This is a genomic window from Acidovorax sp. 56, assembly GCF_002749705.1.
Taxonomy (GTDB): Bacteria; Pseudomonadota; Gammaproteobacteria; order Burkholderiales; family Burkholderiaceae_C; genus Acidovorax.
The window spans coordinates 1,614,445-1,637,458 of record NZ_PEEV01000001.1 but is presented as its reverse complement, the minus strand read 5'-3'; the positions used below and the strand labels follow the sequence as shown (position 1 = coordinate 1,637,458).

20 protein-coding genes are annotated in these 23,014 nt (G+C 63.1%); 16 read left to right on the top strand and 4 right to left on the bottom strand.

Going from position 1 to position 23,014, the window contains the following annotated elements; all coding sequences use genetic code 11:
• Nucleotides 1-221: 221 nt before the first annotated feature.
• The 8 genes from rimP (at nt 222) to CLU88_RS07215 (ending at nt 10,615) form a co-directional block, all read left to right on the top strand.
• Nucleotides 222-815, top strand: a complete 594-nt coding sequence (rimP, locus tag CLU88_RS07250) for a ribosome maturation factor RimP (RefSeq protein ID WP_099656012.1) — start codon at nt 222-224, stop codon at nt 813-815.
• A gap of 78 nt (nt 816-893) precedes the next feature.
• Nucleotides 894-2,381, top strand: coding sequence for a transcription termination factor NusA (gene nusA / locus CLU88_RS07245; RefSeq protein ID WP_099656011.1), 1,488 nt, complete (start codon nt 894-896; stop codon nt 2,379-2,381).
• 24 nt (nt 2,382-2,405) lie between these two features.
• Nucleotides 2,406-5,273 (top strand): translation initiation factor IF-2, encoded by a 2,868-nt coding sequence (infB, locus tag CLU88_RS07240; protein ID WP_099656010.1) that lies wholly within the window; start codon nt 2,406-2,408, stop codon nt 5,271-5,273.
• Nucleotides 5,274-5,297: 24 nt separating this feature from the next.
• On the top strand, nt 5,298-5,678 hold the full coding sequence (gene rbfA, locus CLU88_RS07235) for a 30S ribosome-binding factor RbfA (protein WP_099656009.1): 381 nt from the start codon (nt 5,298-5,300) through the stop codon (nt 5,676-5,678).
• The gene (gene truB / locus CLU88_RS07230; protein WP_099656008.1) at nt 5,675-6,682 is read left to right on the top strand and encodes a tRNA pseudouridine(55) synthase TruB; all 1,008 of its coding nucleotides are present in this window, start codon (nt 5,675-5,677) and stop codon (nt 6,680-6,682) included. Before rbfA ends, truB begins: the two co-directional genes overlap by 4 nt.
• A complete protein-coding gene (gene typA, locus CLU88_RS07225) occupies nt 6,679-8,502 on the top strand; it encodes a translational GTPase TypA (RefSeq protein WP_099656007.1) in 1,824 nt (607 codons plus the stop codon). The genes truB and typA overlap by 4 nt, the downstream gene beginning before the upstream one ends.
• Nucleotides 8,503-8,624: 122 nt before the next feature.
• Complete coding sequence (locus CLU88_RS07220) at nt 8,625-9,500, top strand: DMT family transporter (protein WP_099656006.1); 876 nt, start codon at nt 8,625-8,627, stop codon at nt 9,498-9,500.
• An 11-nt stretch (nt 9,501-9,511) separates the two neighbouring features.
• The gene (locus tag CLU88_RS07215; protein WP_099658709.1) at nt 9,512-10,615 is read left to right on the top strand and encodes an enoyl-CoA hydratase/isomerase family protein; all 1,104 of its coding nucleotides are present in this window, start codon (nt 9,512-9,514) and stop codon (nt 10,613-10,615) included.
• 83 nt (nt 10,616-10,698) lie between these two features.
• Here the strand turns inward: CLU88_RS07215 and smpB are convergent, their stop codons facing one another.
• Nucleotides 10,699-11,172, bottom strand: coding sequence for an SsrA-binding protein SmpB (gene smpB / locus CLU88_RS07210; protein WP_099656005.1), 474 nt, complete (start codon nt 11,170-11,172; stop codon nt 10,699-10,701).
• Between the two features lie 135 nt (nt 11,173-11,307).
• On the opposite strand from smpB, the gene CLU88_RS07205 reads away from it, so the two are divergent.
• Nucleotides 11,308-11,748 (top strand): type II toxin-antitoxin system RatA family toxin, encoded by a 441-nt coding sequence (locus CLU88_RS07205; protein WP_099656004.1) that lies wholly within the window; start codon nt 11,308-11,310, stop codon nt 11,746-11,748.
• On the top strand, nt 11,639-12,124 hold the full coding sequence (locus CLU88_RS07200) for an RnfH family protein (protein WP_369827605.1): 486 nt from the start codon (nt 11,639-11,641) through the stop codon (nt 12,122-12,124). The genes CLU88_RS07205 and CLU88_RS07200 overlap by 110 nt, the downstream gene beginning before the upstream one ends.
• A gap of 48 nt (nt 12,125-12,172) precedes the next feature.
• On the opposite strand, the gene CLU88_RS07195 is transcribed toward CLU88_RS07200, so the two are convergent.
• Nucleotides 12,173-12,700, bottom strand: a complete 528-nt coding sequence (locus CLU88_RS07195; protein WP_099656003.1) for a DUF4124 domain-containing protein — start codon at nt 12,698-12,700, stop codon at nt 12,173-12,175.
• A gap of 149 nt (nt 12,701-12,849) precedes the next feature.
• Here CLU88_RS07195 and guaB point away from each other — a divergent pair, with 149 nt between their 5' ends.
• The 4 genes from guaB to guaA all read left to right on the top strand — a co-directional run bounded on the left by guaB (nt 12,850) and on the right by guaA (nt 16,763).
• The gene (gene guaB / locus CLU88_RS07190) at nt 12,850-14,325 is read left to right on the top strand and encodes an IMP dehydrogenase (protein ID WP_099656002.1); all 1,476 of its coding nucleotides are present in this window, start codon (nt 12,850-12,852) and stop codon (nt 14,323-14,325) included.
• Nucleotides 14,326-14,418: 93 nt separating this feature from the next.
• Nucleotides 14,419-14,676, top strand: coding sequence for a type II toxin-antitoxin system Phd/YefM family antitoxin (locus CLU88_RS07185; RefSeq protein WP_099656001.1), 258 nt, complete (start codon nt 14,419-14,421; stop codon nt 14,674-14,676).
• Entirely contained in the window at nt 14,673-15,107 is a 435-nt protein-coding gene (locus CLU88_RS07180; RefSeq protein WP_099656000.1) for a type II toxin-antitoxin system VapC family toxin, read from the top strand. The genes CLU88_RS07185 and CLU88_RS07180 overlap by 4 nt, the downstream gene beginning before the upstream one ends.
• Before the next feature lie 12 nt (nt 15,108-15,119).
• Nucleotides 15,120-16,763, top strand: a complete 1,644-nt coding sequence (gene guaA, locus CLU88_RS07175) for a glutamine-hydrolyzing GMP synthase (protein ID WP_099655999.1) — start codon at nt 15,120-15,122, stop codon at nt 16,761-16,763.
• Nucleotides 16,764-16,890: 127 nt separating this feature from the next.
• Here guaA and CLU88_RS07170 read toward each other — a convergent pair whose 3' ends face one another.
• Nucleotides 16,891-17,301: a hypothetical protein gene (locus CLU88_RS07170; RefSeq protein ID WP_099655998.1), complete on the bottom strand. Its 411-nt coding sequence runs from the start codon at nt 17,299-17,301 to the stop codon at nt 16,891-16,893.
• A 105-nt stretch (nt 17,302-17,406) separates the two neighbouring features.
• On the opposite strand from CLU88_RS07170, the gene CLU88_RS07165 reads away from it, so the two are divergent.
• Complete coding sequence (locus tag CLU88_RS07165; protein WP_233205394.1) at nt 17,407-18,480, top strand: DUF6352 family protein; 1,074 nt, start codon at nt 17,407-17,409, stop codon at nt 18,478-18,480.
• 100 nt (nt 18,481-18,580) lie between these two features.
• On the opposite strand, the gene putA is transcribed toward CLU88_RS07165, so the two are convergent.
• The gene (gene putA / locus CLU88_RS07160) at nt 18,581-22,327 is read right to left on the bottom strand and encodes a trifunctional transcriptional regulator/proline dehydrogenase/L-glutamate gamma-semialdehyde dehydrogenase (protein WP_099658706.1); all 3,747 of its coding nucleotides are present in this window, start codon (nt 22,325-22,327) and stop codon (nt 18,581-18,583) included.
• Nucleotides 22,328-22,466: 139 nt separating this feature from the next.
• On the opposite strand from putA, the gene CLU88_RS07155 reads away from it, so the two are divergent.
• The gene (locus CLU88_RS07155; RefSeq protein ID WP_099655997.1) at nt 22,467-22,943 is read left to right on the top strand and encodes an Lrp/AsnC ligand binding domain-containing protein; all 477 of its coding nucleotides are present in this window, start codon (nt 22,467-22,469) and stop codon (nt 22,941-22,943) included.
• The last annotated feature ends 71 nt before the right edge of the window (nt 22,944-23,014 follow it).

Below are 23,014 nucleotides of genomic sequence, written 5' to 3'. Positions count from 1 at the left end.
GGGCCACGCCACATGCCATGGCACGGAAATGGCCGTTTGGCAACAGGCTGGCTTTGCAAATCAAGGCGTTACAGGCTACAATACGTTTCTCACGACCAAGCGGGCGGGTACCAACCGCCCGTTTTTTTTGGCCGTTTGGTTTTGGAGCTCGAAGCTGTCAGAAGGGGGAGTCTTCTGGGGGTTATCGGGTTTTTTGTTTTTCCCGGGATTGAACTGAACACGTGGCACTGCAGCAAATCGTCGAACAAATTGTGATCGGTCTGGGCTATGACCTGGTAGAGATTGAGCGCTCTGCCGGTGGCCTGCTGCGCATCACCATTGATTTGCCCTGGGTGGCGCCTGTTGTGGATGCTCCCCAGCCTGTGCTGGATCAGTTCGTTACGGTGGAAGACTGCGAAAAAGTCACCCGCCAGCTGCAATTTGCGCTGGAAGTGGATGGCGTCGAATACAAGCGCCTGGAAGTGTCATCCCCAGGCATTGACCGCCCCCTTCGCCACGAGCAGGACTTCGTGCGCTTTGAAGGCTCTGTCATCGACATCACCTTGAAGGCGCCCATGGGCGCAGCAGCGGCGGGCCAGGTCAGTGCCAACCGCAAGAAATTTCGCGGCACGCTCGAGCGCGCCGAGTCCGGGGGCTGGCAGATCGTCTGGAGAGACGAGCCTGCGGTCAAGCCCGGCCAGAAAGTCAGCAAAAAACGGGTGCCAGCACCATTGCAGGCACTGGGCTTTGCCCTGGATGAGTTGCGTGATGCGCGCCTGGCGCCCATCGTGGACTTCAAGGGGCGTGCCGGCAAGGCAGAGCAGGGCGCTGCCTGAGCTGTTCAGAACAATTGGGATGGCAGGCCGCCCGCAGGGGCCTGCGTCTTCGGGTGATTGAAATAGGAGAGTCGTCGCATGAATCGCGAATTGTTGATGTTGGTTGAGGCCATTTCGCGCGAGAAGAACGTGGAGCGTGATGTGGTCTTGGGTGCGGTGGAATCGGCCCTGGCCCAGGCTACCAAAAAGCTGTACCAAGGCGAGGTGGACATCCGTGTGTCCATCGATCGCGACAGCGGCAACTACGAGACTTTCCGCCGCTGGCTGGTGGTGCCCGATGACGCCGGTCTGCAAAACCCCGAAGCCGAAGAGCTGCTGATGGATGCCCGCGAACGCGTGGCCGATATCGAGGTGGGTGAGTACATCGAAGAGGGCGTGGAATCCGTGCCCATCGGCCGCATTGGCGCCATGGCGGCCAAGCAGGTCATCCTGCAAAAGATCCGCGACGCTGAGCGCGAAATGCTGCTCAACGACTTCATGTCGCGTGGCGAAAAGATCTTTACCGGCACCGTCAAGCGCATGGACAAGGGCGACATCATTGTCGAGTCTGGCCGTGTGGAAGGCCGCCTGCGTCGCAGCGAGATGATCCCCAAGGAAAATCTGCGCAGCGGCGACCGTGTGCGCGCCATGATCATGGAAGTGGACCTGACGCTGCGTGGCGCTCCCATCATCCTGTCGCGTTCGGCCCCCGAATTCATGGTCGAACTCTTCCGCCAGGAAGTGCCTGAAATCGAGCAAGGCCTGCTGGAGATCAAGAACTGCGCCCGTGACCCCGGCTCGCGCGCCAAGATCGCCGTGCTGAGCCACGACAAGCGCGTGGACCCCATCGGCACTTGCGTTGGTGTGCGCGGCACTCGTGTGAACGCCGTGACCAACGAGTTGGCTGGCGAGCGTGTGGACATCGTTCTGTGGTCCGAAGACCCCGCCCAGTTTGTGATTGGTGCGCTGGCGCCTGCCAACGTGTCCTCCATCGTGGTGGACGAAGAAAAACACGCCATGGATGTGGTGGTGGACGAGGAAAACCTTGCCATCGCCATCGGCCGTGGTGGCCAGAATGTGCGCCTGGCTTCCGACCTGACGGGCTGGAAGATCAACATCATGGACGCTGCCGAGTCTGCCCAAAAGCAGGCCAACGAGTCCGATGCCTCGCGCCGTCTGTTCATGGAGAAGCTGGATGTGGACGAGGAAATCGCCGACATCCTGATCTCAGAAGGCTTTGCCACCCTGGAAGAAGTGGCCTATGTGCCGCTGCAGGAAATGCTGGAGATCGAATCGTTTGACGAAGACACCGTGAACGAGCTGCGTGCCCGTGCCAAGGATGCGCTGCTGACCATGGAAATCGCCCGTGAGGAAAGCGTGGATGAGGTCTCTCAAGACCTGCGCGACCTCGACGGCATCACCCCCGACCTGATTGCCAAGCTGGCTGAAGGCGGTGTGCACACACGTGACGACCTGGCCGATCTGGCCATTGATGAGCTGACCGACCTGACCGGGCAGTCTGCAGAAGATGCCAAGGCCTTGATCATGAAGGCCCGCGAACATTGGTTCGCGGCGGGGCAAGAGTAAAGGTCAGGGAGGCACGAACCAAATATGTCCAGTAATACTGTCGCCGAGTTCGCAAACGAACTCAAAAAATCGCCTGAAACTCTGCTTGACCAGCTCAAGGCTGCGGGTGTGAGCAAGGCTGCCCCTTCGGATGCCCTGACCGAGCCCGACAAGCAAAAGCTGTTGGCTTACCTTCAGGCCAGCCACGGCACCGCTTCGGGTGATCGCAAGAAGATCACCATGGTCAAGAAGTCCACCAGCGAAATCAAGCAGGCCGATGCCACTGGCAAGGCCCGCACGATCCAGGTGGAAGTGCGCAAGAAGCGCACCTTCATCCAGCGCGATGAAGGCGTCGAGTCCGCTGCTGAATCTGCAGCGCCTGCCGCCGAAGAAGCCGCTGTTTCCAGCGAGGACATCGAATTGGCTCGCCGCGAGGAAGAAGCCCGCCGCCAGGCCGAGTTGATTCGCCGCCAGGAGACAGAGCTCGCTGAAAAGCGTGCCGAGCGCGAAGCCCGCGAAAAGCGTGAGCGCGAAGCCGAAGAGCGTGCCGCCGCCTACGCAGCCCAGGAAGCCGAAAAGAAGGCGCAGGCGTCTGCTGTCAAGCAGGAAGCCACCCGTGAACAGGCTGCTGAAGCTGCTGCGCGCAATGCCGCCCAGACCGAAGCCCGCGAAAAGGCCGCTGCCGAATCCAAGGCGCGTGCCGACGAAGAAACCGCGCGCGCTGCCGATCTGGACGCCCGCCGCCGCAAGGCCGAGGCCGAAGCTGCAGCGATCCGCTCCATGATGGCAACGCCCAAGAAGGCGGTCATGGTGGCCAAGAAGCCCGAAGAACCCAAGCCAGTGGCCAAGCCTGCTGCTGTGGGTGACGCCAAGAAGGGCACTTTGCACAAGCCTGCCGTTGGTACCGGCACAGGGCCGCGCAATGCGGGTGCTGCTGCACCTGCTGCGCCTGGCGCAGGGGCTGGCAAGGAAGTCAAATCGGCCAAGCTGTCCTCCAGCTGGGCCAATGACACGGCCAAGAAGAAAGAAATCAAGACCCGCGGCGACAGCAGCGGTGGTGTGGGGCGCAACAACTGGCGCGGTGGTCCTCGTGGCCGCCGTGGCGACAACCGCGATCAGCGTGATGACCACCAGCAATCTGCGCCGGTGGAAGCCCGCATCATTGAAGTGCATGTGCCTGAAACCATCACGGTGGCAGAGCTGGCGCACAAGATGTCGATCAAGGCCTCTGAAGTCATCAAGGCTTTGATGAAGATGGGCCAGATGGTCACCATCAACCAGCCGCTGGACCAGGACACTGCCATGATCGTGGTGGAAGAACTGGGCCACAAGGCGGTGGTGGCGGCACTGGACGATCCAGAAGCCTTCACCGACGAAGATGCAGGTCAGCAAAACGCAGAGCTGTTGCCTCGTGCCCCTGTGGTGACCGTCATGGGCCACGTCGACCACGGCAAGACCTCGTTGCTGGACTACATCCGCCGCGCCAAGGTGGCTGCGGGCGAAGCCGGTGGCATTACGCAGCACATTGGTGCCTACCACGTCGAAACGCCACGCGGCATGGTGTCGTTCCTGGATACCCCAGGTCACGAGGCCTTTACGGCCATGCGTGCCCGCGGTGCCCAGGCTACCGACATCGTGATTCTGGTGGTGGCAGCGGACGACGGTGTCATGCCCCAGACCAAGGAAGCCATCAAGCACGCCAAGGCGGCTGGTGTTCCTATCGTGGTGGCCATTACCAAGGCCGACAAGCCCGATGCCAACCCCGACCGCGTCAAGCAAGAGCTGGTGGTGGAAGAGGTGGTGCCGGAAGAATACGGTGGTGATTCGCCGTTCGTACCTGTGTCTTCCAAGACGGGTATGGGCATTGACGCACTGCTGGAGCAAGTGCTGTTGCAAGCCGAAGTGCTGGAGCTGAAGGCCCCGGTGGAATCGCTGGCCAAGGGCCTGGTGATTGAAGCCCAGCTGGACAAGGGCCGCGGCCCCGTGGCCACGGTGCTGGTGCAATCCGGTACGCTCAAGGTGGGCGATATCGTGCTGGCTGGCCAGACCTATGGCCGTGTGCGCGCCATGCTGGACGAAAACGGCAAGGTCGCCAAGACCGCAGGTCCTTCGATCCCGGTGGAAATCCAGGGTCTGACGGAAGTGCCGCAGGCGGGCGACGACTTCATGGTGATGACCGACGAGCGCCGTGCGCGCGAAATCGCCACCTACCGTGCAGGCAAGTTCCGCAACACCAAGCTGGCCAAGCAGCAAGCCGCCAAGCTGGAAAACATGTTTGCCGACATGACGGCGGGCGAGGTCAAGACCCTGCCCATCATCGTCAAGGCCGACGTGCAGGGTTCGCAGGAAGCGCTGTCGCAATCGTTGCTCAAGCTCTCGACCGACGAAATCAAGGTGCAACTGGTGTACGCCGGCGTGGGCGGCATCAGCGAGTCCGACATCAACCTGGCGATCGCCTCCAAGGCCATCGTGATTGGCTTCAATGTGCGTGCCGATGCCGGCGCTCGCAAGACAGCCGAAGGCAATGGCGTGGACCTGCATTACTACAGCATCATTTACGACGCTGTGGACGAGCTCAAGGTCGCTATGTCGGGCATGCTGGCCCCAGAGCAACGCGAAGAGATCATTGGTACGGCCGAAATCCGCACTGTGTTCGTGGCAACGAAGATCGGCACGATTGCCGGCTCGTACATCACGTCCGGTATGGTGCACCGCAATGCCAAGTTCCGCCTGCTGCGCGACAACGTGGTGGTCTACACCGGCGATGTCGACTCGGTCAAGCGCCTCAAGGACGACGTCAAGGAAGTCAAGGAAGGCTTCGAGTGCGGTATCAAGCTCAAGAACTACAACGACATCAAAGAAGGCGATCACCTCGAATTCTTTGACATCAAGGAAATCGCACGGACGCTGTAAGGCGTACCAGGCAAGAGCGACGACATGGCAGCGAAGAAATCCTCCACTCCCAACCGCGCCTTCAAGGTGGCCGATCAGATCCAGCGCGATCTGACCGAGCTGATTGCGCGCGAGCTGAAAGACCCGCGCGTGGGCATGGTGACGCTGCAGGGTGTGGAGGTCACCCCTGACTACGCCCATGCCAAGGTGTTCTTCAGCCTGCTGACGGGCGACCCTGTGGAGACACAGGTGGCGCTGAACCAGGCCGCGGGCTTTTTGCGCAATGGTTTGTTCAAGCGCTTGCACATCCATACGGTGCCTACGCTGCACTTCATGTTCGATCGCACCTCTGAGCGTGCGGCCGATATGAATGCGCTGATTGCGCGCGCCGTTGCTTCTCGCGCCAAAGACGACGAGGAAGCATGACCGAGCGCGCTCCCCGCATCCGGGTGCAGCGGCGCCCGGTGCACGGAGTGCTGCTGCTCGACAAACCCCTGGGCCTGTCCAGTAACGACGCCTTGCAAAAGGCGAAGTGGCTGCTGCGCGCCGAAAAAGCGGGCCACACCGGCACGCTGGATCCGCTGGCTTCCGGCGTGCTACCGCTGTGCTTTGGTGCTGCCACCAAGTTCAGCCAGTTGCAGTTGGAGGCGGCCAAAACCTACGAAGCCATTGCGCTGCTGGGCACCACCACCACCACCGGCGACGCCGAGGGGGATGTGCTGGAGCGCCGTGAGGTGCTGCCCGAGCAGGTGACGCCAGAGCGTATTGCTGCCGTGCAGCAACAGTTCACGGGCCCGATCAGCCAGGTGCCGCCCATGCACAGTGCGCTGAAGAAGGACGGCAAGGCGCTGTACGAATATGCCCGCGCCGGCATTGCCGTGGAGCGCGAAGCGCGCAATGTGGTCATTCATGCATTGGAATTGACCCTTGCGCGCACAGAACAAGCGCAGGTAGCTATCAAAATGATAGTGACTTGCAGCAAGGGAACGTACATCCGTACCCTGGGGGAAGACATTGGTGCTGCGCTGGGGGTGGGGGCTCACCTGACCTTTTTGCGCCGTATTGATACGGGGGGTCTTGGTGTCGAGCGCTGCGTCACACTGGCGCAGCTGGAGGCCATGGACGAGGCAGGGCGTCTGGCCTGCCTGGAGCCCCCTGAGTCGCTGCTGGTGGGGCACACGCGTGTCACGTTGGACGGCGACAATGCGGCCCGGTTCCTGTCGGGCGTGCGTCGCCGTGGATCCTGGCCGGACGCCAGTGCCGTGGCGGTTTTTGGTGACAAGCCACCGGCATTGCTGGGGGTGGGCCATATCGTTGGCGGGGAGCTGGTGCCGGGCAGGCTCCTGAGTCCGCTGGAAATTCAACAAATTTTGGAAGGCACGCCGCATTCCGCGTCCATGGCGCACAGCGGCACATTGGAAAAACTATGACTAAACAAATCCGCAATATCGCGATCATTGCCCACGTTGACCATGGCAAAACCACCATGGTGGACCAGCTGCTGCGCCAGTCCGGCACCTTCGCCGACCACGAGAAGGTCGTCGATACCGTGATGGACAACAACGCGATTGAAAAAGAGCGTGGCATCACCATCCTGGCCAAGAACTGCGCCGTGAGCTGGAAGGGTACGCACATCAACATCGTGGACACCCCTGGTCACGCGGACTTCGGCGGCGAAGTGGAACGTGCCCTGTCCATGGTGGACAGCGTGGTGCTGCTGATCGATGCGCAAGAAGGCCCCATGCCCCAAACGCGCTTCGTGACCAAGAAGGCCCTGGCCTTGGGCCTGCGCCCCATCCTGGTCGTGAACAAGGTGGACAAGCCCGGTGCCAACCCCGACAAGGTGGTGAACGCTGCGTTTGACCTGTTCGACAAGCTGGGCGCGACCGACGAGCAACTCGACTTCCCCGTGGTGTACGCCTCGGGCATCAACGGCTGGTCGTCGCTGGAAGAAGGCGCTCCGGGTGAGCAGTGGGGTCCCGACATGTCGGCCCTGTTCGACACCATCCTCAAGCACGTGCCCCCGAACACGGGTGACGCGAGCGCGCCGCTGCAACTGCAAATCTCGGCGCTGGACTTCTCCACCTTCGTGGGCCGCATCGGCGTGGGCCGTATCAGCCAAGGTACGCTGAAGCCCATGATGGACGTGGTCGTCATGGAAGGCCCCGATGGCAAGGCCGTCAAGGGCCGTGTGAACCAGGTGCTGACCTTCCAGGGTCTGGACCGCATGCAGACGCCAATGGCTGGCCCTGGCGACATCGTGCTGATCAACGGCATCGAAGACATCGGTATCGGCGTGACCGTGACCGACCCGGCCAACCCTGCACCGCTGCCCATGCTGAAGGTGGACGAGCCCACGCTGACCATGAACTTCTGCGTGAACACCTCGCCCCTGGCAGGCCGTGAAGGCAAGTTCGTGACCAGCCGCCAGATCTGGGACCGCCTGCAAAAGGAACTGCAGCACAACGTGGCCCTCCGCGTGAAGGAAACCGACGAAGAAGGTATCTTTGAAGTGATGGGCCGTGGTGAACTGCACCTGACCATCTTGCTGGAAAACATGCGCCGCGAAGGTTACGAGCTGGCTGTGTCCAAGCCCCGCGTGGTGTTCAAGGAAATCAATGGCGAGAAGTGCGAGCCTATCGAGCTGGTGACTGCCGACATTGAAGAAGGCCACCAAGGCGGCGTGATGCAAGCCCTGGGCGAGCGCAAGGGCGAGCTGGTGAACATGGAGTCCGACGGCCGTGGCCGCGTGCGCCTGGAGTACCGCATCCCGGCCCGTGGCCTGATCGGTTTCACCAACGAATTCCTGAACCTGACGCGCGGTTCCGGCCTGATCTCCAACATCTTCGACAGCTACGAGCCGCACAAGGGCGACATCGGTGGCCGCAAGAACGGTGTGCTGATCTCCATGGACGACGGTGAAATCTTCACCTACGCCCTGGGCAAGCTGGACGACCGTGGCCGCATGTTCGTGAAGGCGAACGACCCCGTGTACGAAGGCATGATCGTCGGCATCCACAGCCGCGACAACGACCTGATCGTGAACGCCACGCGCACCAAGCAGCTGACCAACTTCCGCGTCTCCGGCAAGGAAGACGCGATCAAGATCACGCCCCCGATCGACCTCACGCTGGAATACGGTGTGGAATTCATCGAGGACGACGAGCTGGTCGAAATCACGCCCAAGAGCGTGCGCCTGCGCAAGCGCCACCTGACAGAAAACGAGCGCAAGCGCGCTGGCCGTTCCTGAGCGGACCGCTGAAGCACGCGCACTGAGCCTTTGGCGGGTGTGCGTTGCTCTCGCAGAAAAAGGGCCCAGCCATGCTGCGGCCCTTTTTTTCATTTGATTTGATGGTTTGACACAACCGATCCATGTTGAAACTCACACATTCCCGCGCGGTGCTCCTGATGGTGGTTGTGACCCTGCTGTGGTCCATCGCCGGGGTGGTGACCCGCCACCTGGAACAGGCGCGCAGCTTTGAGGTGACTTTCTGGCGCAGCCTTTTTACCCTGCTCAGTCTGCTGATCCTGTTGCCCGCTGTGCAGGGGCGAGGGGTGTTTGGGGTGATGCGCAGGGGTGGAGCGGCCCTGTGGCTGTCTGGGCTGTGCTGGGCGGTGATGTTCACCGCCTTCATGGTGGCCATGATGCTGATGCCTGTGGCCAATGTGCTGGTGACCATGGCGGCAGGCCCGCTGCTCACGGCGCTGTTTGCGCGCATGTTCATTGGCCATCGCATTGCACCGCGCACCTGGGCGGCCATTGGCCTGGCCGGGCTGGGCATTGGCTGGATGTATGGCTCGCAGATGGCGGGGTTGCCGCTGTCGGGCACCCTGGTGGCGCTGTGTGTGCCTGTGGCAGCCGCTGCCAACTGGACGGTGGTGCAACACTCGCAGCGGCACGGCCACGCCGTCGACCTGGTGCCTGCGGTGCTGGTGGGGGCGGTGCTGTCGGTGCTGGTCACTTTGCCGTTAGCCCTGCCGTTTCAGGCCACGCCGCATGATTTATTCTTGCTGGCTTTGCTAGGGGTGTTTCAATTGGCCATCCCCTGCGTGTTGGCGGTGCGCTGTGGCCGCGTGCTGAAGGCGCCTGAGATGGCTTTGCTTGGCCTGCTGGAGGTGATCTTTGGCATCCTCTTGGCCTGGCTGGGCGCGGGTGAGCGCCCGGCACCCGCCGTGTTGGCTGGTGGCGCCCTGGTGATTGGTGCCTTGGTGTTGAATGAAATGCTGGGTTGGAAGGAACAAAAATGATGGAGACAGTGATGACGGAAGTATCGAAAGACGTGGTGAGTGACGTTGTGAGCGAAGTGCGCGGTCAGGTCGGGTTCATTACCTTGAACCGGCCCCGGGCGCTGAATGCGCTGTCGCTGGGCATGGTGCGCGAGCTGATGGGCACGTTGCTGGCCTGGCAGGCAGACCACCGGGTGCTGGCTGTGGCCATCCGGGGCAGCAACAAAGAAGGCCCCTTTGGCGCCTTCTGTGCGGGTGGCGATATTCGCTTTTTGCACCAGGCAGGCAGCCAGGGCAATCCACAGCTCGAAGATTTTTTCACTGAGGAATACGCGCTCAACCACCTGATCCACAGCTACGCCAAGCCCTACATCGCCTTCATGGACGGCATCGTGATGGGTGGCGGCATGGGCATCAGCCAGGGCGCAGCGCTGCGCGTGGTGACCGAGCGCACCAAGATGGCCATGCCTGAGACGGCGATTGGCCTGTTCCCCGATGTGGGCGGTGGCTACTTTCTGAGTCGCTGCCCTGGCAGCGTAGGTGAGTGGTTGGCCCTGACGGGCGACACCATTGGCGCGGGCGACGCTATCGAGAACCAGTTGGCCGATGGCTGCCTGCCGTCAGACCAGCAAGCTGCCGTGTGGGAGGCGCTGGGCAGCCAGTCGTTTGCCGACGGGCAGGCGGTCCGGTCGTTTGTTGCTTCAAAATTTGTAGCTGTTAGCGCTTATCACACAAGCGCTAGAGCCCAAATTGATCAGTATTTTTCGCTGTCCACCGTCGGGGCGATTGTCACGGCGCTGGAAGCGGCGGACACCGATTGGGCGCGCACTGCGGCGGCCACGCTGCGCAAGCGCTCTCCGCTGATGCTGCACGTGGTGCTGGAGCAGATCCGCCGGGCACGCGGCATGGGCCTGGCCGATGATTTGCGCATGGAGCGCGACATGGTGCGCCACTGCTTCTATCTGCGCCCTGGGCAGAGTGAAACCGTGGAAGGCATCCGCGCCCTGGCGGTAGACAAGGACCACGCCCCGCAGTGGAACCCCGGCCGCATTGAAGACGTGACGCCTGAAATGGTGGCGCCGTTCTTTGCAAGTCCCTGGCCGGCGCATGCGCACCCCCTGGCCAACTTGGCCTGATTTTTGGCGCGGTACGGCTTGCGTTGGCATGAAAAAGCCGCTCGACGAGCGGCTTTTTATTTGGGGCTGAGCGGCTGCAAGGGTCAGCGGTTGCGGCTTTTCATGGCCCGCTCCACCTCTCGTTTGCCCTCGCGGTCCTTGATGGTGTCGCGCTTGTCATGTTCGGCCTTGCCCTTGGCCAAGGCAATTTCGCATTTCACAAACCCGTTCTTCCAGTGCAGGTTCAGGGGGACGAGGGTGTAGCCCTTTTGCTCGACCTTGCTGATCAAGCGTTTGATATCGTCTTTTTTGAGCAGCAGCTTCTTGGTGCGTGCCGACTCTGGGTTTACATGGGTGGAGGCCGTCTTCAGCGCCTGGATCAGGCAGCCCAGCAGGTACAGCTCGCCTTCGCGGATGAGCACGTAGCCATCGGTCAATTGCACTTTGCCCTCGCGCAGCGCCTTGACCTCCCAGCCGTGCAGCACCATGCCGGCCTCGTGGCGTTCTTCAAAGAAGTAGTTGAAAGCCGCTTTCTTGTTGTCAGCGATGCGGGACGATGGATCGGGTTTTTTGGCCATGAGGAATTAGATAAGACGCAAACCGGAAGATAAAAGGCCTCCCTACAATTGTCGCTGTCTCGCAGCTGCGATTCTAATTTCCTCTGACCCCTTGCACCCGCCAGCCATCACGCTGTGTGTAGCGGTCCTGTTTGCATGAAAACCGTTCAAAAGTCTGTCCTCATTTGGTATTCCCCCGAAGAAATGTTTGCCTTGGTCACTGGCGTGGAGCAGTACCCAGAATTTCTCCCTTGGTGCGACCGAGCTCGGGTGCTGGAGCATGTGGAGGGCGGGATGACAGCCGAAGTGGGCATCGCCCTGGGCGGGATTCGCCAGACCTTTGTGACCCGCAACACCCACGTCCCTGGCCAGAGGGTACAAATGCATTTGGTGAAAGGCCCGTTCTCACAGTTGGAGGGAGACTGGCGCTTTTTGCCCGTGGGCGATGGCAGCCAGCGGGCGTGCAAAGTGGAGTTGCAATTGAACTATGGCTTTAGCAGCATGGCACTGGCCGCGCTGGTGGGCCCCGTGTTTGACCGCATTGCCGCCACCATGGTGGATGCCTTCGTCAAGCGTGCGGAGCAGGTGTATGGGTGAATCGCCCACCAAGAGCGGCGACGCAATGCAGCCGCTGAGGGTTGTGCTGGTGGCGTGCACGGCACCCCGTCAGACGCATCAATGGCAATTGAGTTTGCCCCAGGGGGCTACCGTGGCTGATGCCCTCAAGGCCTGCGGACAGGGTGCTGCACTGTCTGCACTGTCTATAGGATGCGAAGAGGGCAGGGGGCTGATCGGTGTATGGGGCCGGTCTGTGGCCCCAGAGACGGTGCTGCAAGACCTGGACCGGGTGGAGCTGTACCGCCCCCTGAAAGTGGACCCCAAGGTCGCCAGGCGCGAGCGTTTTGCCAAACAGGGTGCCCGCAGCACCGGGCTCTTTGCCAGCAAACGCCCAGGTGCCAAAGCAGGGTATTGAACAGAGCCGCAGCCTTGTCTGGCTGCGCTGCGCTGGATCAGCAGCGCATTAGCGTGCGCAATCCGTTGCCATAATCTCGCTGGCACGCTTGATTTCAGCGTTGCGACTGGCTTCATCCATAAAGACGCGCTCGCCTTGGGCGTTGACCTGCATGGTGGGGCGGCCCATCTCCAAGTCGGCCTTGGCGCGGCGGGCGCGTGCGCAGTTTTCTGCCTTGGCGCGCGCCAGCTTCTCTTCCTCGGCCTTTTTCTTGGCGGCTTCTGCGGCCTCTGCCTGGGCTTTTTTCTCTTCCAGCTCTTTGTCCTTGCCTGCACTGGCGGGCTTGGTGGGGGCTTTGGCTGCCGTGACCGGTGCGGCATCGTCGGCACCGGAGGCTGCGGCGCCAGCGTCTGGCGCAATGCGCACTGCAGCGGACCCACCGGGCTGCTTCAGGATGCTCTTGGCGGGGATGTCGGACGGAGGTGGACGGTCGCTGAACACCTTGCGGCCGTCTTTGTCGATCCACTGCCACTGAGCGGCGGCGCCCAGTGCCCAAGTGCAGGCCACGGCCAGCAGGAGAAGCTTGTGCATTTTCATGGCGATGAGTTTAGCCGTGCCCGCTGTTTGTTGTCACAGCAATAGCACATGGTTACAGATGGACGGACGTCTTGATGCAACGGATGGTAGGGCTCTGGCCAGCGTGTCACGAAGCAGTGCGGGTACAATCCGTCTTTTGGAGCCTTCTCATGCGCCTACTTGGAAAAGCGCTCACCTTCGACGATGTGTTGCTGGTGCCAGCGTACTCCCAGGTCCTGCCCAAGGACACGTCCCTCGCGACGAAACTCTCCCGCAATATCCAGCTGAATCTGCCGCTCGTGTCCGCCGCCATGGACACCGTGACCGAAGCGCGCCTGGCCATTGCCATCGCCCAAGAGGGCGGTATCGGTATCGTTCACAAAAACCTCACTCCGCAAGAGCAGGCAGCGCATGTTGCCAAGGTCAAGCGCTATGAGTCTGGCGTGCTGCGTGATCCTGTGGTCATCACCCCCGAGCACACGGTGCTGCAAGTGCTGCAGTTGTCAGAGCAACTGGGTATTTCTGGCTTCCCGGTGTGCGATGGTGGCAAGGTGGTCGGCATCGTCACGGGCCGCGATCTGCGCTTTGAAACCCGTTACGACGTCAAGGTCCACCAGATCATGACGCCGCGCGAGAAGCTCATCACCGTCAACGAAAAAGACGGCACGACGCCTGAGCAAGCCAAGGCGTTGCTGAACAAGCACAAGCTCGAACGCATCCTGGTGATCAACGATGCCTTCGAACTCAAGGGCCTGATCACGGTGAAGGACATCACCAAGCAGACCAGCTTCCCCAATGCAGCGCGCGACCCCTCGGGCCGCCTGCGCGTGGGCGCGGCGGTAGGCGTGGGCGAGGGCACTGAAGAGCGCGTTGAAGCGCTGGTGCGCGCCGGTGTCGATGCCATCGTGGTGGACACCGCCCACGGCCACAGCAAGGGCGTGATCGACCGTGTGCGCTGGGTCAAGCAAAACTACCCGCAGGTGGATGTGATTGGCGGCAACATCGCCACGGGCGCTGCAGCGCTGGCGCTGGTCGAAGCCGGTGCCGATGCCGTCAAGGTCGGTATTGGCCCTGGCTCCATCTGCACCACCCGCATCGTGGCTGGCGTGGGTGTGCCCCAGATCATGGCCATCGACAACGTGGCCACGGCACTCAAGGGCACGGGTGTGCCACTGATCGCCGACGGCGGTATTCGCTACAGCGGTGACATCGCCAAGGCTTTGGCTGCTGGTGCCAGCACCATCATGATGGGCGGCATGTTTGCGGGCACTGAAGAAGCGCCTGGCGAAGTGATTCTGTTCCAGGGCCGCAGCTACAAGAGCTACCGTGGCATGGGCTCCATCGGCGCCATGCAGCAAGGCAGCGCCGACCGCTACTTCCAGGAATCGACCACCGGCAATCCCAATGCCGACAAGTTGGTGCCTGAGGGCATTGAAGGCCGCGTGCCCTACAAGGGATCGATGGTCTCCATCGTGTTCCAGATGGCTGGCGGTGTGCGCGCTTCCATGGGCTACTGCGGTTGCGCCACCATTGAAGACATGAACAACAAGGCAGAGTTCGTTGAGATCACCACCGCTGGTATCCGCGAAAGCCACGTGCATGACGTGCAGATCACCAAGGAAGCACCGAACTACCGCGCTGACTGATCGTTGCTGATCTAATCTGGCCTGATTGAAAAAATCTAGTCAGACTGATATAGTCTGGTCTGAATTAACCATTCAGGCCAGACTTTTTTACTTATGCAGTCCGTCGGCATCTACGAAGCGAAAACCCGGTTCTCTGCCTTGATCGAGTTGGTCGAGCAGGGCGAGGAGGTGCGCATCACTCGCCACGGCAAAGAGGTGGTGCGCATGCTGCCCGTGCGCCGCCGTCCCGTCATCTCGGACGAGCAGATTGCCCGCGAGCTGGGCCAGATGGACGCACTGCATGCCAGCATCCAGCCTGCCGAGCCGTCGATGGTGGAGTCTCTGCGCCACACAGGGCGGAGCGCCGCATGACCGCTTTCGTGCTCGATGCATCTGTCACCGCCGCCTGGCTGCTGCCCGATGCCGCCAGCGACCACACGCGCCGCCTCTACACCTTGATCCGCCGCGACGAGGTAGAGCCCCAGGCGCCCAACCTCTGGCACTGGGAGTGCCACAACATCCTCGCCTGCGGTGTGAACAGTGGGCGCATCCCCGCCGCATCGGTTGAAGGCCTGTGGAGCGTGCTTGAAGCCATCCGCCACCGGGTGGAGCTGCACGAGCTGGCCCCCGCGCAGCACAAGGCCGTGCTGGATGTGGCGCTGGAGACCAGCCTGCCCACTTTCGACGCGGCATACCTGTGGCTGGCCCGCTCGTTGCGCCTGCCCTTGGCCACTTTCGATCCCCAACAGATCGCTGCCGCTCAGCGCAGCGGTGTCCCCCTTCTTGACCTCTCCCGCCTCTGACGGAACCCCACCATGCAACACCAGAAAATCCTCATCCTCGATTTCGGCTCGCAAGTCACCCAGCTCATTGCCCGCCGCGTGCGCGAAGCCAATGTCTACTGCGAAGTGCACCCCTGCGATGTGACGGACGAATGGGTCCGTGACTACGCCAAGGACGGCTCGCTCAAGGGCGTGATCCTGTCGGGCAGCCATGCCAGCGTGTATGAGGTGGATGACAAGGCGCCGGATGCGGTGTTTGAACTCGGCATCCCGGTGCTGGGCATCTGCTACGGCATGCAGACCATGGCCCAGCAGCTGGGTGGCAAGGTCGAAGGCTCCAACACCCGGGAATTCGGCTATGCCGAAGTGCGCGCGCACGGCCACACCGAGCTGCTCAAGGGCATTGAGGACTTCGCCACGGCCGAAGGCCACGGCATGCTCAAGGTGTGGATGAGCCATGGCGACAAGGTCACCACCTTGCCCCCAGGCTTCAAGGTGATGTGCTCCACCCCTTCGTGCCCTATCGCTGGCATGGCCGACGAAAGCCGCCGCTACTACGCTGTGCAGTTCCACCCCGAAGTCACGCACACCGTGCAGGGCAAGGCGCTGCTGGAGCGCTTTGTGCTGGGCATCTGCGGCACGCGTGCTGACTGGATCATGGGCGACTACATCGAAGAGGCTGTGCAAAAGATCCGCGAGCAGGTGGGCGATGAGGAGGTGATCCTCGGCCTGTCGGGTGGCGTGGATTCGTCCGTGGCTGCCGCGCTGATCCACCGCGCCATTGGTGACCAGCTCACCTGCGTGTTTGTGGACCACGGCCTGCTGCGTCTGAACGAAGGCGACATGGTGATGGACATGTTCGAGGGCAAGCTGCACGCCAAGGTCATCCGCGTGGACGCCAGCGACTTGTTTCTGGGCAAGCTGGCCGGGGTGAGCGAGCCTGAGCAAAAGCGCAAGATCATCGGTGGCCTGTTTGTGGATGTGTTCAAGGCCGAAGCTGCCAAACTCAAGGCTGGCACGGGCGGCCACAAGGGCGAGGATGTTGGTCGCACCGTCAAAGGCGCGACGTTCCTGGCTCAGGGCACCATCTACCCCGATGTGATCGAAAGCGGCGGCGCCAAGAGCAAGAAGGCCGTCACGATCAAGAGCCACCACAACGTGGGCGGCCTGCCAGAGCAGTTGGGCCTGAAGCTGCTGGAGCCCCTGCGCGACCTGTTCAAGGACGAAGTGCGTGAACTGGGCGTGGCCCTGGGCCTGCCGCCAGAGATGGTCTACCGCCACCCCTTCCCGGGCCCCGGCCTGGGCGTGCGCATTTTGGGCGAAGTGAAGAAGGAATACGCCGACCTGCTGCGCCGTGCCGACGCGATCTTCATCGAAGAGCTGCGTAACTTCAAGGACGACGCCACCGGCAAGAGCTGGTACGACCTCACCAGCCAGGCCTTCACCGTGTTCCTGCCCGTCAAGAGCGTGGGCGTGATGGGCGACGGCCGCACGTATGACTACGTGGTGGCCCTGCGCGCCGTGCAGACCAGCGACTTCATGACCGCTGACTGGGCTGAGCTGCCTTACGCGCTGCTCAAGAAGGTGTCGGGCCGCATCATCAACGAAGTGCGCGGCATAAACCGCGTGACGTACGACGTGAGCAGCAAGCCGCCAGCGACGATCGAGTGGGAGTGATGGGCACGCAGCTCAGGTCTATCGACTGAGCTTCGATGCACGAACGAAAAAGGCCTTGAAGTCATTCAAGGCCTTTTTTCATTCAGGGGGCTTTGCGCCGAGTACGCTGGCAGAAAGCCCGTGACAGTTACTGCCCGCCAAACAACCCCCCTTCGTCCAGCAGCTCATAGCTGATCTCAGGCCGCCGCTCCAGGCTTTGCTTGATGGCTGCTGGAATGGCCTGGCGGGTTTTGCGGCACAGGCCTTGTTGTTCGTGGACCAGGATGGTGATGCCGCGCAGGGTGCGCACTTCGTTGGGGCTGGGGGTGATGGTGACGCGGATGCCCAATTGTTGCTCCATGCGCTCTTGCATGCGACGCAGGTCGGCCAGGCTGGCCAGTTGCTCCAGTCGCTGCAGCAGGCGCTTTTCTTCTTCGCGGGTCAGCATCAGCACGCGGGTGTCGCCCTGCGGGTTTTGCAGCAGGGCATCGCGGTCGCACACGCAGGCGCCGGGTGGGCATTCGGTGCGGATGGGGAGCGTGGTGGGCAGCGCGTTCATCGTGCGTCCATTGTGCCGCCGACACCGCAAAAACGCAGGCCTGTGCGGGAAAGCACGGGGAGGCCGGTGTAGCCTTGGGCGTTTTGATTTTCGGGAACCTTCGCCGTGACGCCACACCTCCATGACTTTTGGCCCCGCAGTGGGTACACCCACCTGCAGCAGAATGCGCGCGGCTGGTTGGTGCCCACGCAGGCCTATGTGCGCACGTTTCTCGCACGGCCTGAGCTGGCGTTAGTGCCCGAGTCTTGCGCCGCAGAAGTGGCCCTGCACGAGGGCTTGCAGGCTGCACCGCTCAAGCCCGTGGCGGCGGCCGAGCTGGCCGCCGTGCAGGACGACGACGCCCGCGAAAACTATGCCGTGTTTCTGCGCTTTCGCGATGGCCTGCTGGCGGCGGGGACGCTGGAGGCGTATTACCTGCAGCTCATGCGCAGCGGGGTGGTAGATGTGCCTGCGGTGTTCATCGACGCGGTGGTGCAGGCGCTGCTGCGTCACCTGCTGGCCGACTGCAACGACGCCTTGGAGGCCCGCGCCGCCGAGATGCTGTTCCGCCCCCAGCGCATCACGCAGTACGAAGGCCAGATGCTGGCAGGCGACCGCGCTGCGCTCGACATGCTCAACGAGACGGCGGGCTTGGGCGAGGTGGGGCGCCTGCTGCGGCAAAGCGGGGCCTTGCAGCCCACGGCGCAGGTGCAGGTGTTGACCGCGGACAACGCCGTGGATTACTGGCAAGCGAGCGAGCGCCACCACTTTCTGCTCGACCTGACCCACGAGCTGACACAGGACCTGAGCCATGGCCTGACGTTCAAGATGACCCGTGCCCGGTCAGGTTTGAAGGCCCTGGCCCGCGTGCTGGAGCGCTGGTTGGCCCACCTGCTGGGCGTACAAGTGCAGATCGAACCTGTGCACCAGGTCACCGACAGCGCGTGGCGCTGGCATGTGGGGCTGGACGTGGAGTCCACCGCCATCCTCAACGACCTGTACCAGGACCGCCCGGTAGAGGCCGAGCGCATGCAGCGCCTGGTGAGCCTGTTCACGCTGACTTTTGCCAACCCTGCCGAGATGCGCTCGGACGTGGCTGGTAAGCCGGTGTACCTGGGGCTGGCCACCAACGCCGAGGGTGTGGTGCGCATCAAGCCACAGAACCTGTTGCTCAATCTGCCGTTGGCATCCGCATCTTGAATGCTATTGAATTAATAGCTGCTAGCGCTTTATCTGCAATAGCTAGCGGCTGATTTGATTCAAATTTTCAGTTGCAGGGCGGTGGCCCTGTGCAGAACCCTCAGCCGATCGTCATCAGGCTTGCATTGCCCCCGGCGGCGGCCGTGTTCACGCTCAGGGCCCGTTCGATGAGCAGGCGTTCCAGCGGGATGTCCGTGGCACCGGGCGGCAGTGCCGTTACGCCCACGATGGGGCCGTGGCGCTGTGCAAGGGCGGTGCACACGGCCTGCAAGGCTGGCGCGTCGCCGTGGTGCAGCACGGCGTCCAGCGCTACGGCGGCGTTGCCCAGGGCGTTGTCTGGCAGCATGACCTGGGCTTGCACCTGCGTGGGCAGTTTGGCATGCAGGCTGGCCTGCGCGTTGGGCCACAGGGCGGTGCCGCCGCTGGCGAGCACAGCTGCCGTCTGTACCAGCAGGTCGTCAGTGCTGGGCGCCAGGCACAGCACGCGGGCACGGGGCTCCAGGGTGTAGACATTGCGCTCGCCGGTGGGGCCGGGCAGGGTGCGGGCGGTGCCGCTTTGGGTCTCTTGCGCAAAACGCTGGCAATGGCCCGCCAGGGCCAGGTTGCCCTGGGTGTGCGCCCATTGCTGCAAGGTGGCCAGGGGCGCCAGTTGGCGCTCGCGCCGCTCTGTGTCGGGGGGGCTGGTGCGGTCGGCCTCGGCAAAGGTGCGGGCCAGCGCATCGGCCGGGCGCTGCGACAGCAGGCGCAGCAGGTACAGCGGCCCACCCGCCTTGGGGCCCGTGCCCGACAGGCCTTCGCCGCCAAACGGCTGCACGCCCACCACAGCGCCCACCATGTTGCGGTTCACGTACACATTACCCGCATGGGCGCGGTTCACCACGCGGGCAATGGTTTCGTCGATGCGGGTGTGCACGCCTTGCGTGAGGCCGTAGCCGGTGGCGTTGATCTGATCGAGCAGTTGGTCCAGGTCGTTGCGGGCGTAGCGCACCAGGTGCAGCACGGGGCCGAAGACTTCGCGCTGTAGCTCGCCGATGTGGTTCAGCTCGATCAGCGTGGGGGGCACAAAGGTGCCTTGGTGGGTCGCGGTCGCAAGGTGCTGCGGGTGCTGGAACACCCGATGACCTTGGGCCTTGAAGTTCTCGATGTGTTGGATGATGCCCGCTTGTGCTTCGGCATCGATGACGGGGCCCACGTCCACACGCAGCGCTCCGGGGTTGCCCACGCGCAGTTCGCCCATGGCACCTTGCAGCATCTCGACCACGCGGTCGGCAGCTTCTTCTTGCACGCACAGCACGCGCAGGGCGGAGCAGCGCTGGCCTGCGCTGTCAAAGGCGGACGACACCGCGTCGCCCACCACCTGCTCGACCAGGGCGGACGAGTCCACGATCATTGCGTTCTGCCCACCGGTCTCGGCAATCAGCGGGATGGGGCGGCCTGCGGCGTCCAGGCGACCTGCCACGGTGCGTTGCAGGATGCGCGCCACCTCGGTGGAGCCGGTGAACATCACGCCCATCACGCGGGCGTCGCCAATCAGGCAGGCGCCCACGGTTTCGCCCTGGCCGGGCAGCAGTTGCACGGCGGCACGGGGCACACCAGCCTGCCACAGCAGGCGCACGGCTTCGGCGGCGATCAGCGGGGTTTGCTCGGCAGGCTTGGCCAGCACGGGGTTGCCTGCGGCCAGCGCAGCGGCCACCTGGCCCATGAAGATGGCGAGCGGGAAGTTCCAGGGGCTGATACAGGCCACCGGGCCCAGCGGGATGTGGGTGGTGTTGTCGAAGGTGCTTTGCACCTGGGCCGCGTAGTAGCGCAAAAAGTCCACGGCTTCGCGCACTTCGGCCACGGCGTTGCTGGCGCTCTTGCCCGCTTCGCGCATCAAGAGGCCCAGCAGGGGCAACATGCGGGCTTCCAGCAGGTCGGCCGCGCGCAGCAGAGCCGCAGCACGCTCGGCAGGCGGTGTGGCCGCCCAGGGGGCTGCGGCGGCCTCGGCGTGGGCCAGGGCCTGGTCCACATCGGCGGTGGTGGTCTCTTGCACCTGGCCCACCACATCGCTGTGGTCGGCGGGGTTGCGCACGGGCTGCATGGGGCCTGCGGGGGCATCAGTACCCAGCAAAGGGCCAGCGGTCCAGGCATAGGCGGCAGTGGCTTGCAGGGCGGCGGCCAGTTCGGTCACCGTGTTTTCGTTCGACAGGTCCAGCCCGCGCGAGTTGGTACGGTGCGCGCCATACAGGCCCTGCGGCGTGGCAATGCGGGGGTGGGGCAGGCCCGCGGCGCCTTCCACCGCAGCTTGCTGGTCCACCACTTGCACGGGGCTCTTCACCAGCTCGTCCAGTGCAATCGTTTCGTCGGCAATGCGGTTCACAAACGAGGTGTTGGCGCCGTTTTCCAGCAGGCGGCGCACCAAATAGGCCAGCAGCGTTTCGTGCGTGCCCACGGGGGCATAGATGCGGCAGGGGCGGCCGAGCTTGCCCGCGGTGATGGCACCCACCACCTGCTCATACAGTGGCTCGCCCATGCCGTGCAGGCACTGAAATTCGTATTGCCCTGCGTAGTAGTTGCTGCCTGCCAGTTGGTAGATGGTGGCCACCGTCTCGGCGTTGTGCGAGGCGAACTGGGGGTACACGGCCTCGGGCGCGGCCAGCAGCTTCTTGGCGCAGGCGATGTACGAAATGTCGGTGTGCACCTTGCGGGTGTAGACGGGGTAGTCCTCCAGGCCATCGACCTGGGCGCGCTTGATTTCGCTGTCCCAGTACGCGCCTTTGACCAGGCGCACCATCAGGCGGCGCTGGGTGCGGCGGGCCAGGTCCACCACAAAGTCGATGACGAAGGGGCAGCGCTTTTGGTAGGCCTGGATGACAAAGCCAATGCCGTTCCAGCCCACCAGCGTGGGCTCGTGGCACAGGCGCTCCAGCAGGTCCAGCGACAGCTCCAGCCGGTCGGTTTCTTCGGCGTCGATGTTCAGGCCAATGTCGTACTGCTTGGCCAGGGCCGTGAGGCGCAACACCAGCGGGTACAGCTCGTCCATCACACGGCCAAACTGTGCGCGGCTGTAGCGCGGGTGCAGGGCCGAGAGCTTGATGGAGATGCCCGGGCCTTCATAGATGCCGCGCCCGGCAGAGGCCTTGCCAATGGCGTGGATGGCTTGCTCGTACGAGGCGTAGTAGCGCTGCGCGTCCGCGCTGGTCAGCGCGGCCTCGCCCAGCATGTCGTACGAATAGCGAAAGCCCTCGGCTTCCATCGTACGGGCGTTGCGCAGCGCTTCGTCGATGGTTTCGCCGGTCACAAACTGCTCGCCCATCATGCGCATCGCCATGTCCACGCCCTTGCGGATCAGGGGCTCGCCGCCCTTGCCAATCAGGCGGCTGAGCGAGTTGCCCAGGCTGCCTTCGCTGTGCGTGGCCACCAGCTTGCCGGTGATGAGCAGGCCCCAGGTGGCAGCGTTGACGAAGAGGGATGGGCTCTTGCCCAGGTGGGCATCCCACTGGCCGTGGCTGATCTTGTCGCGGATCAGCGCATCGCGTGTGGCCTTGTCGGGGATGCGCAGCAGGGCCTCGGCCAGGCACATCAGCGCTACGCCTTCTTGCGACGACAGCGAAAACTCCTGCAGCAGCCCCTGCACGATGCCCGCACGTCCGGCGCTGGCCTTGCGTTCGCGCAGCGCCTTGGCAATGCGCAGCGCCAATTGCTCGGCCGACGTTGCTTGATCGGCAGGCAGGCGGGCCTGGGCCAGCAGCGGGGCCAGGGCCTCGGGCTCGGGGCGGCGGGTGGCGGCGGTGATGGCGGCGCGCAGCGGGTTGCTCAGCGTGGTGCGGGGAGCGAAGTCGGCAAACGGGGCGGAGGGCTGCGTCATGGCGGTGTCTTTCAGGGATTTGGCGGGGCCCAACACGGTGGGAAGTGTTGGTTGGGCGCGTTATTGGCGATGATCCTTGGGTTGGCGATGAATAAATGGTCGAAAATTGGCATTGAAACCGAATAAAACTCTAATCGACATGCAAACAGAACCCGATCTGGACCGGATTGACCGCAAGATACTGTCAATCCTGCAGGAGGACGGCCGCATTGCCAACCTCAAGCTGGCCGAGGCGGTGGCCCTGTCGCCCACGGCGGTGCTGGCGCGCGTGCAGCGCCTCACGCGCGATGGCTTCATCCTGGGCTACGAGGCGCGCCTGAACCCCCTGAAACTGGGCGCGGGCATGCTGGTGTTTGTAGAGGTGCTGCTGGACCGCACCACGCCCAATGTGTTCGACCAGTTCAAGGCCGCCGTGCAGGTGCACCCCGAGATCATGGAATGCCACATGGTGGCGGGGGGGTTCGACTACCTGCTGAAAACACGGTCTGCCGACATGAACGCCTACCGTGTGTTTGCGGGCAATGTTCTGTGGCAGCTGCCCGGCGTGCGCGAGACGCGCACCTATGCGGTGATGGAGGAGGTCAAGCACACCAACCATTTGCACCTGCACATTTGACGGCGGGTGACGGCCTGAGGTGTGCCAAGCAGCTGTATCCAACTGTTTCGAGCGGCTGGCAGTGGCTGCGG